Origin of the sequence: Streptosporangium sp. DT93 (genome assembly GCF_049844535.1) — a bacterium.
Classification (GTDB): Bacteria; Actinomycetota; Actinomycetes; order Streptosporangiales; family Streptosporangiaceae; genus Streptosporangium.
In genome coordinates, this window is sequence record NZ_JBNCLF010000128.1 from 1 (window position 1) to 215 (window position 215).

Below are 215 nucleotides of genomic sequence, written 5' to 3' on the forward strand. Positions count from 1 at the left end.
TGATTCCGTGAGTAGTGGTGAGCGAAAGCGGATCAGGCTAAACCGTAGGCGTGTGATAGCCGGCAGGCGTTGCGTTTACGGGGTTGTGGGACCCTCTTACGGTTTCTGCCGAGACCGTGAACAGTAAGAAATCCATCCGATAGTCGAAGCTTCTGGGAAGTTGCGCCGTAGACCGTGAGAGTCGGGTAGGCGAAATTGGTTGGACTGTTGGAGGG

Annotated in this window: 1 rRNA gene; it reads left to right on the forward strand. The window is 55.3% G+C overall.

The features are described 5' to 3' along the window. Position 1: 1 nt before the first annotated feature. Positions 2–215: ribosomal RNA gene (locus tag ACLQ2R_RS39765) — 23S ribosomal RNA — on the forward strand; the annotation flags it as partial.